Source organism: Planktothrix sp. FACHB-1355 (genome assembly GCF_014748295.1).
In the GTDB taxonomy this organism is placed as follows: domain Bacteria; phylum Cyanobacteriota; class Cyanobacteriia; order Cyanobacteriales; family Aerosakkonemataceae; genus Aerosakkonema; species Aerosakkonema funiforme_A.
Genome location: NZ_JACJUP010000148.1, coordinates 1 through 9103, shown reverse-complemented (window position 1 = coordinate 9103; position 9103 = coordinate 1). Strand labels below are relative to the sequence as shown.

Sequence of the window (9103 nt, the reverse complement as noted above, 5' to 3'; positions counted from 1 at the left end):
TCCCGCCGTAATATTATCGATCGCAAGTTACCTGTTGTTCTTTTCTCCCCCACTCTCCCACTCCCCCCAAATGTATTCTTATCTGCGTTTATCTGCCTTTATCTGCGGTAAAAATTTAACCATCTTTTTTCATCTGTAGTTAAAACTTAACCCGCGATGCCAACAGACAATCTTCCCCATCACTCAGGTGTTAATAATGCAAACGAACATGATATTATAAATTTCTTCAGTCAGCTTGAAAATCTTTACAACTGAGGCAAAGATTTATTTGATTCGGGAACAGAAGGAGAACGCTGAATCTCCTGGAGTTTGTATCCTTGACGTTCTAGTTGATCGACAAATTGAGTATTATCAAAATCAGCCTTTGGCGCAGACTCTGGTGAGGGGTTGTTAATAGCCTCTCGCCTGATTTGTTTGAGTCGAGCTTTTCGTCCCATAAACTTATCCTCATATTATTGAGATTTCGATCGCTTAAGGCATCAGTAAACGGGCGTCTCCCGGTTGGGGTTGGGGTGGGAGTCCTCTGGGGTTGGGTGTTGTGGCTGGGGATTGGGGTGCAGATGTGGGAGTAGGTTTCGCTTGCGACTCAGCTGCGGCATTCGGGTTAAAAATGCTCACCAGGGTGTTGATTAAGGCATCGCGTTGAGCCCGATTTAGGCCACTGATGACAGCGCGATCGCCTTCGATCGGATTTTTCCGTAAAGTATCGTTACCAGGATAAGCGCTTTCCGACATCAAATCGTGCGCTCCCAAATAATCTGCCACAGTCAGCTTCCAATCTAGCCGAAATATCGGCGGACGACCTTTGACATAGATGTGATATCTAATCAAGCGACTCACCAATGTGTTATCTGTCGCCGGTTTGCCAGTTTCCCTGCTGATATATTGGTTCTCCAACGGCAAATCCGGCAAGATTTGATACACTTGCTGCCAAACATCTTGAGGTCTTATTTGTTGGGCTGTTGTAGGCGCTGGATTGAATAAACTGGGCAAAGAGAAGGTCAGACTTAGTACGATCGGTGTTGTCAGCGCCAGAATCAGTTTTTTGGACATAGGGCGATGGGGGGGACACGCAATGGGACATTGTTCGTAGCTCATTGGGGTAACAGCGAACTACGAACGATCGATCTTACTCGCCAATAATCTCAGGTTGCGTCAACTCATCGGACATCTCTATAATTGCCCGGATCACCGGCTTCATCATCGGGTCATCAAGATTATCAAACTCCTCATATCGGCGGCGTTTAGCCCGGTTGGCAACCTGAACTGTAATCCGGTAGCGATTGGAAGCAGCATTAATCAAGCCTTCCGCCCTATCCATAATCTGGGTTTGGGTAGTCTCGAACTTAGAGCGCTTGTACATAGAACCTGGTGCTAGGGATCAACTACCAGTTTACCTAAAAATGTCGGATGAATGCCCCCGTTACAACGCAGTTTAACGGGGGATGAAATCCGACCAGCAACTCAGAAGCGAAGCAACGATTTAATTCTACAGTTTGTGGATAAAGTTTGTTAAACTAAAACCTATCCAAGGTCGAGGATAAGCAAATGTTAGTTGTAGAAGCCAAGCTAAAAGGCGGTACTCCAGAACAATACCAAAGCGTCGAAGAAGCCATGAAAACGGCGCAATTTGTCAGAAACAAATGCGTCAGATATTGGATGGACAACAAAGGAACTACACGCAATGACTTGCAAAAACTTTGTGCCGTTTTAGCGAAAGATTCTACAACACCTTGGGTAAACAAATTAAATTCACAAGCACGACAATCAAGCGCAGACCGAGCATGGCAGTCCATAGCTCGGTTTTATGGTAACTGCCGGGATTCATCAATTAAAAAGAAGGGTTTTCCTAAGTTCAAGAAGTTTAGTCGGTCGGTAGAATATAAAACTACTGGCTATAAACTTTCTGATGAGAGAAGGCAAATCACTTTTACTGATGGGTTTAAGGCAGGTACATTTGATTTGTGGTGTTCCCAAAGAACGTTAGTCTATTACTCAGAACAGCAAATTAAGCGGTTGAGGGTAGTTAGACGTGCTGATGGTTACTACTGCCAATTTCTAATTGACTATAACCGAGAAGAAAAGCATGAATTCACTGGTTCTGTGGTGGGAATCGATTTAGGTTTGAAAGAATTCTACACGGATTCCAGTGGCAAGACAGTAGAAAATCCTCGCTTTTTCCGCCAAACAGAAAATCGCTTAAGAAAAGCTCAACGTAGGCTTTCTAAGCGATACAAAAATGGTCAGAAACAATCGGCTAACTATCACAAACAACGTCGGAAAGTAGCCAAACTACACTTAAAAGTTTCTCGACAACGTAAGGACAGAGCAATTAAAGATGCTCTGGCGTTAGTCCAGTCTAATGATTTGGTAGTCTATGAGGCTTTGAAGGTGTCTAATTTGGTGAAGAATCACAAGTTAGCGAAAAGTATTAGCGATGCTTCTTGGTATCAGTTCACGCAATGGGTGAATTATTTCGCCAAGATTCATAAGATAACTTGCATTGCTGTACCACCACAGTTTACGACTATTGATTGTTCGGTTTGTGGGGCAAAAGTTTATAAGACATTGAGTACAAGAACCCATCAATGTCCCCACTGTCAAACAGTTTTAGATCGTGATTGGAATGCGGCAATTAATATTTTGAAAAAAGGGTTGAAATATTTGGGAGAATATCTCAACGGTACTGTTGGGCAAACAGAAACCGACCCAAACGACTGGGGAGAATCCGGCCTCTGGATCTTTAACAGAGATGTTGATGATTTAAGTCGTTTCGTTGAGCCAGTAATTCCGGTAGGTGACTCCGGGAGAATCCCCCGTCACAGCAACGCTTGACGGGGGAGTATGTCAACAGCCCCTGCAAATTGCCTCTGGGTTCTAACTCGGCTCGATATCCCACTTATGCCTTGGAATACAAAGTATAAAACTCCTGGAGCGCTAACATTTGTTCTCTTAGCCTCGATATCTCTATATCCAAGGGAGAAAATAGTTTTTCCAGATAGCGAACTTCCTCGAACCAGAGTCGTAAATCTGATTTGAGAGTTACATACAGAGTTGGTGGGCAGGATAGTAAAATTACTGTGATTATCTCTGCTACAAACGGCTGTTGCGATCGCCATTTTCCGACCTCAGACATAGCATCCCAGACATTGCTATACAGGCATTGTTGAATAATCTCAAACAGTGGGTTTAATCGAATAGCTGCCCATAATTTATCGAATATCTCTGTCCTCTGTGACGAAATATCCAGCATAGTTGTGAACTCAACAGGCCAATGATGCAGGATGGTACTGACAACTGAAACAATTGATAATGGTTGCTCTTTTGTAAGAATGTCTGGGAGTATTTCTGCAAAGTAAGGAGCAACGCTACGCCACTGATGTAAATCAAAGTCAACATTAAAAAAGGTTTCTTGCAGCTTTTCACTCTTCTGCAATGAAATATAACCTCGACATTTATTTGTGACCGGATCGACAGGCTCAAAAGCTTTCCATAACAAAGGCAAAGAAATCCAGTGAGGTGGATATTTGAAACGAGCAACATCCAGAATAAGAACTAAATCCCGTTTGGGATGATAGCCGCCGATGGGTGAAAAATGACCATCACCAGTTTGTCCCAATACTTTTCGGCTGTAGGAAACCACTAGATGAATATCACCCGAAGCAGTAGTGACTTGTTCAACAGCTTGCCGAAATTTTTCCAAGCTGCTTTGATGGTAACGATTCGCTTTGACAACAGCACCGTTGCAGCGTGCGATACAGGCAAATTCATCGAAAGTGATGCCGTTTTCTTTAACAACGGAGAGAGGTAAGCAACAATCTAAAAATTCCTCTCCATACCATCTCCACACCCCTTTCCAAATCCGACCTGGATCGATGGATAAGGCATTCAGAACAACTACTAAACTACCCAATCCACAAAAAGCGGGTTCTACTTGAGTATGAAATTGTTCGGCCAGAGCAAAGTAGCCTTCCATCCCTCCCAATGCCAGCGCTTCGCGAAAAATTTGCCTTCCTTCTACAGAGGAAAAGGCAATGGCAGAATCGGGTAGTGGACGACGATAAAATCCTGGCTCGGACATTAAGTTTTTAGCTCTCCCGTATTTATATTGATAATTAAAACTAATTAATCGCCAGAAATCCTTGCCCATCAAGCATTTCCGATCGCCTATGTCCTCTGCCCCATGCCCGTGAAAGCTGAGTTTCCCGGATTGTTAGGGAAGAGGCGCTGGTTTTACTTTCGGTTGGTAGCCGATCGCGGCAAGTATTGCACAAGCTGCATAACATATCTCACGAAGATGTTGTATAGTTTCTTCACCGTATGTCAAGATTTTATAATTATCCCACTCGCTAAGTATTACGGCCTATGGCAACATTGGTAGCTCCTACTTCTGCACAGTTACGCCAAGCAAATAGCCATCCTTTGAAGATAATCGTACTCGGAGATAGTTTGGTGTATGGATTCGGTGATTTTGAAGGTGGTGGCTGGGTAGAACGACTGCGACGCCGATGGATGTCACCAACCAGTCCCGGTCACGTCCTTTATAATTTGGGCGTGCGAGGAGATGGTGTCAAGCAAGTGGCGCAACGCTTGGAACACGAGTTTCGACATCGGGGAGAACTGCGAAATCGCGTACCGGATGCGATCGTCCTTTCGGTGGGGGTCAATGATTCGCCTCGTCTGGGACGTCAGAACGGACGCAACTATACGGATTTTGAAACTTTTAAAGTCGAAGTCGCTTCTTTGCTCGATCGCGCCCAACAGCTGTGTCCGGTGCTGTTTGTGGGAATGGTGCCGGTGAATGAAGCGAGAATGCCATTTTTAGATTGCTTGTATTACAACCATAGCGACCAGTATCGCTACAAAGAGGCAACTCGACTCGCTTGTCAAGCGCGACAGATTCCTTATTTGGATATTTTCGATCTGTGGATGGGACGCGGTGAGGAGTGGGTGCGATCGCGCCTGACAGAAGACGGTCTCCATCCCAATGTGGCCGGTTATCAAGCTTTACTGCAAGATGTTATTCGTTGGGAAGCGATGTCTAAGCTAACATAGCAAGCGCGACATTACCGACAACCTAAACTATCCCGCGTAGATACTCCGGTAACTGGGTTAATACCATCTGCGCGTTTGCACATTTGGGTCGCTTCGTAGCGATCGATCAGCGCATCGGTAAAATCAGATCCGGTGACGATCGCACCATCAAATCTAGAACTTGTCAACATCGCTTCCTTAAAAATAGCATTGGTCAAGTTAGCATTTTTAAATGTCACTTGATCTGCTAACGCACCCGTCAAATTCGCACCTGACAAATTCGCTTCCAGTAAAATTGCCTGCGTCAAAATAGAATTAGTGAGGTTAGACCCCTGCAAGTTTGCGCCTCGCATTTCAGCGGCAGCGAAAACGGCTCCCCTTAAATCGCTGTTGGAAAAGTCGCGGTATTCCAAACTTGTTTTGGTGTAATTAATTGTCTTTGCTTGTGCAAATGCGACGGGAGTTGCATTTAGCATTACCCAGCCAAATGCAAGAGCTAAAAGTAAAATAATCACTAACAAACGCCGCCAAATATTTATTAATGGGCTCGGAAATTTGGAAAACATAGTAATCTGGGAATAAAGCTATTTACATTATCAATGTTCTCAGACTAATAAGCTAGGATATAGATCGATAATTCGACGCACAGGCGACTGCGAGGTCAGATAATGCAGGCGATCGCAAAAACACCAGTCTCTCAACACTCAATTACCTGGCCTCTATTGCCAGATGATTTTATCCTACCCGACGATCCTGTGGAAAATACCGACCAGCCTTTACTTGCATCTGCGCTGCGCCAACCTTTAATGGCATTTCCGGAAATTTGCCAAGACGCGCTCATCGTTTCCAATTTTGCTCTCTGTGCTGCCATAGATGAGCGAATTATCTGTAAAGCACCTGACTGGATGTATGTGCGACCTGTACAACCTTGGCAAGGAAGCCAACCTCGTCGCAGTTACACGCCAAACACAGAAGGTACTATTCCGCAAGTAGTAATGGAGTTTTTGTCCGCTACTTACGGTGAAGAATATTCTGTCGAATCTACAGAAAATATCGGCAAGTGGTTCTTTTACGAACAGGTTATTAAGGTTCCTCGTTACGTGATTTTTCGACCGAATACCGGGCGCATTGAGGTTTATGCTTTAGAATCGGAACGTTATCAACTGCAAACGCCAGATGAGTCCGGACGTTATGCGATTCCTGGATTAGACTTATTTCTGGGAGTTTGGCAGGGAACCTATCAAGGCAGAACCGGTTATTGGTTGCGGTGGGGGGATGCAGAAGGTAATATGCTCTTGTGGCCGGAAGAACGTGCCGAACAAGAACGCCAACGGGCTGAAGAGGCAGAAGCTTTGCTACAAGAGGAAAGAGCGCGATCGCAAGTTTTGTTGGCTCGATTGCAAGAAATGGGGATAGATCCAGATCGATAACTTATTCAGGAAATACGCAGCCAGACAATTTTACCATAGGATGTAGAGTCAATGTATGAATTGACTCTACATTTGTAGTGTATGAAGCGATAAAATAGCTAGCTTTTGTATTGAATATATACTTACGCTGATGCACCATCTTTAAAGTTAATCTGATTTTCAATTAATTCAAAAAATTGTGAAATATCTTTAGTAGATCGAATGTGATAAATACTTTTGGTAGTTTCAACCTCCTTGATATACTCCCGATATTTTGGAGTCAAATATTTGTGACATAACCAAAGCACGCGGTAGCTATTAAGCGAACTCTTTAATAGTGGACTTTTGGACGGCCAGCCTTCTGGCGGTTTAAAAAAACCTGTCATCAGTCGTTTATTTACCCACCAGAAATGCACATATAACGGCAGATCGAGATAAACCAAAGTATCCGCCTCGTCAAGCCTTAGCCAAAGGGTTTCCTTGCAACCAAACCCGTCAATAATCCATCGGTCACTCATTAAAATTTGCTGATGGGCGTGCAAATATTCTTCACGGGGAACCTCAATTCCCCCCGATTGATATTGAATCTTGTCCAAGATGTGAAGTGGCAAACCAGTGATTTCTGATAATCTCTTGCTCAGAGTTGATTTACCACCTCCAGTATTGCCAAACACCGCTACTTTTTTCATCGCTACTGTCCTTTGAGTGCTTTATGATTCCGGCTGCGCCGGAATTGATATAAGTCTTATTATTTTTGAGTTCGTTATTATATTATGTCCGGTTGCATAGGTAGTAGTGGAAGTTTCACGTAATTGCACAAACCGGGTTTATAGGAGAAACCCGGTTTGCGATCTACAGTAGCAATTTCCTAAGATGGAATCCAGATAGAGTGGAAACCGTAAGGAACGCGCTGAGGCATGATTACTCGCGCTGTCGGTTCACCTGTAAAGTTTCGCGCATCGATAACTACTAATTCAGACTGTTTGGTGGTGTCATCCCAAACAAAAGTAAGCAACCAACCGTCGTCTTCAGCATTACCGCCAGGGAGAGGTGCAAAGGTACTATCACCGCCAAAGCGTCCTTTCCCAAATTCATGAACTTGTGAGGAACCTGTTTCTAAATCGTACTTGATCAAAGCGTCGAAAAGGGGTTTAGGCTTTGCGTAAAGTGCGACTCGCGAAGCGTAAACGTAACGTGTCCGCCGACCGGTCAGTCGATCGTTTATGCCAGGAAAGTCTGAGGGAACATTATCGATAATTTCTTCTTTCACCGCGCCAGTTGTCAAATTAATTCGCCAGCGGCACATTTTTAAGGTTTCGAGATCGAAGTTTAACACTTCGCCGTTCTGGTTGTAGTTAGGAACGAAGAAGTTGCAGTAATCCATGCGGTTGGCTATGAGTATAACTTCGCTGTCTTCTTCGTAAGCATTAGCAACGTGGAAGATGGCACAATTAGGAATGGTAAACCAGCGAATTGACTCGTTGTTGCCGTGACGAGGTAAGATACCGATACGGCTTTTGCGATCGCGATCGAACTCAATGGGTATCTCACCCGCAGCCGATCGCATTGGCTTGAACTTGAGCGGCATATCTAGGAAAATGGTGTAGTGTTCCGTGATGGCAAAATCGGGCATCATCACCGGTTCTGGTAAATCGATCGGCACTGTTTGCACAAGTTCCCCGTCTGCTGAAACGATGCTGTACTCTAAGTATGGGGGCGCGATCGGTGAAGTACTGTAAAACATCATTTCACCAGTTGCCGGATCGACTTTTGGGCGGGCGCACATAGCAGAAGTAAGTTTGCCACCAAAATTATGTCTGCCAAGCGTTTCTAACTCTGGTAAGCTCATCAAATGTGGTGCGCCCACTTCCCAAAGAGTCAGTAATTTGCCTGCGTGCCACGCACAGGACATATTGGCAGGATTTTTCATCATTAAGCCGTAGGGTGCATCAAAGCGAGGCAGGTTGAGTAAACCAGGCCAAATTGCCTGTTTTTGAGTTTCTTCCAATACAAATCCGTCTGTGCGAATATAGCGATTGCGGTAGCTAGCTTTGCCGTTGACAATCCGTACTCCGTGGAGCATTCCATCTCCATCAAACCAATGGTAAAGTCCTACTGGGGGAAATTGTGGGTTAGGGCCGTTACGGAGAAACATCCCGGAAAGATACCAGGGTAGTTCGCCGATAATTGCCAAGTTTTCGATACTTATTTCTTCTTTGATGGGAGCAAAGTTGTCTGTCAAATAAAGTTTTGTAGGATCTTTTGCGATTGCTGGGGTATTTGCGATCGCACTGAAGCGGCTGAGGATTCCTTGGGGGACTCCAGCATAATAACCAGAAACCTTGGTGGCGCGATCGCTAGGCGATATCTGCTGTGTATGTGCTAAGTTTTCCAGGAATTTATGATCTAGAAAAATGCTCATAAAACGCCGCTCAAGAGCTTTTTGGCGAGTTTCTGGTGGTGCTGAATCTAGGGTATCTATTGCTTGTAGGTGTTGTTTTTCCGGTTGATTTAAGCCACCCTCTATGTAAATTAGAGAGTTGAGACTTTCATACAATTCGTGAAAAATTTTATCATCTGGGGAATTACCCAAATAAGCTTGTAACCAACTATAAAATTCTTCAGTCTGTACTGGTTTTTGTGCGGATAATAAAATTTTA

10 protein-coding genes are annotated in these 9103 nt (G+C 44.3%); 3 read left to right on the top strand and 7 right to left on the bottom strand.

What is annotated here, in order from left to right:
• Positions 1 to 245: 245 nt before the first annotated feature.
• From H6S82_RS09360 to H6S82_RS09350, 3 genes are all read right to left on the bottom strand, one after another.
• Positions 246 to 437: a hypothetical protein gene (locus tag H6S82_RS09360; RefSeq protein WP_190467908.1), complete on the bottom strand. Its 192-nt coding sequence runs from the start codon at positions 435 to 437 to the stop codon at positions 246 to 248.
• 34 nt (positions 438 to 471) lie between these two features.
• Positions 472 to 1053, bottom strand: a complete 582-nt coding sequence (locus H6S82_RS09355) for a hypothetical protein (protein WP_190467905.1) — start codon at positions 1051 to 1053, stop codon at positions 472 to 474.
• A 76-nt stretch (positions 1054 to 1129) separates the two neighbouring features.
• Positions 1130 to 1363, bottom strand: coding sequence for a DNA-directed RNA polymerase subunit omega (locus H6S82_RS09350; protein ID WP_190467902.1), 234 nt, complete (start codon positions 1361 to 1363; stop codon positions 1130 to 1132).
• Between the two features lie 185 nt (positions 1364 to 1548).
• Between H6S82_RS09350 and H6S82_RS09345 the strand changes: the two genes are divergently transcribed.
• Positions 1549 to 2835: an RNA-guided endonuclease TnpB family protein gene (locus tag H6S82_RS09345; protein WP_190467898.1), complete on the top strand. Its 1287-nt coding sequence runs from the start codon at positions 1549 to 1551 to the stop codon at positions 2833 to 2835.
• A gap of 64 nt (positions 2836 to 2899) precedes the next feature.
• On the opposite strand, the gene H6S82_RS09340 is transcribed toward H6S82_RS09345, so the two are convergent.
• Positions 2900 to 4081 carry a phytochelatin synthase family protein gene (locus tag H6S82_RS09340; RefSeq protein WP_190467896.1) on the bottom strand — a complete coding sequence of 394 codons (1182 nt, stop codon included), beginning with the start codon at positions 4079 to 4081 and terminating at the stop codon, positions 2900 to 2902.
• Between the two features lie 284 nt (positions 4082 to 4365).
• Between H6S82_RS09340 and H6S82_RS09335 the strand changes: the two genes are divergently transcribed.
• Complete coding sequence (locus H6S82_RS09335; RefSeq protein ID WP_190467891.1) at positions 4366 to 5055, top strand: GDSL-type esterase/lipase family protein; 690 nt, start codon at positions 4366 to 4368, stop codon at positions 5053 to 5055.
• A gap of 11 nt (positions 5056 to 5066) precedes the next feature.
• Here the strand turns inward: H6S82_RS09335 and H6S82_RS09330 are convergent, their stop codons facing one another.
• Positions 5067 to 5600, bottom strand: a complete 534-nt coding sequence (locus H6S82_RS09330; protein ID WP_190467888.1) for a pentapeptide repeat-containing protein — start codon at positions 5598 to 5600, stop codon at positions 5067 to 5069.
• Between the two features lie 102 nt (positions 5601 to 5702).
• Here H6S82_RS09330 and H6S82_RS09325 point away from each other — a divergent pair, with 102 nt between their 5' ends.
• Positions 5703 to 6464, top strand: a complete 762-nt coding sequence (locus tag H6S82_RS09325; protein ID WP_190467885.1) for a Uma2 family endonuclease — start codon at positions 5703 to 5705, stop codon at positions 6462 to 6464.
• A gap of 122 nt (positions 6465 to 6586) precedes the next feature.
• Here H6S82_RS09325 and H6S82_RS09320 read toward each other — a convergent pair whose 3' ends face one another.
• Together H6S82_RS09320 and H6S82_RS09315 are read right to left on the bottom strand one after the other, a co-directional pair.
• The gene (locus H6S82_RS09320; protein ID WP_190467883.1) at positions 6587 to 7132 is read right to left on the bottom strand and encodes an adenylate kinase; all 546 of its coding nucleotides are present in this window, start codon (positions 7130 to 7132) and stop codon (positions 6587 to 6589) included.
• Between the two features lie 179 nt (positions 7133 to 7311).
• The coding region (locus H6S82_RS09315) for a carotenoid oxygenase family protein (RefSeq protein WP_242056881.1) at positions 7312 to 9103 on the bottom strand (1792 nt) is incomplete at its 5' end.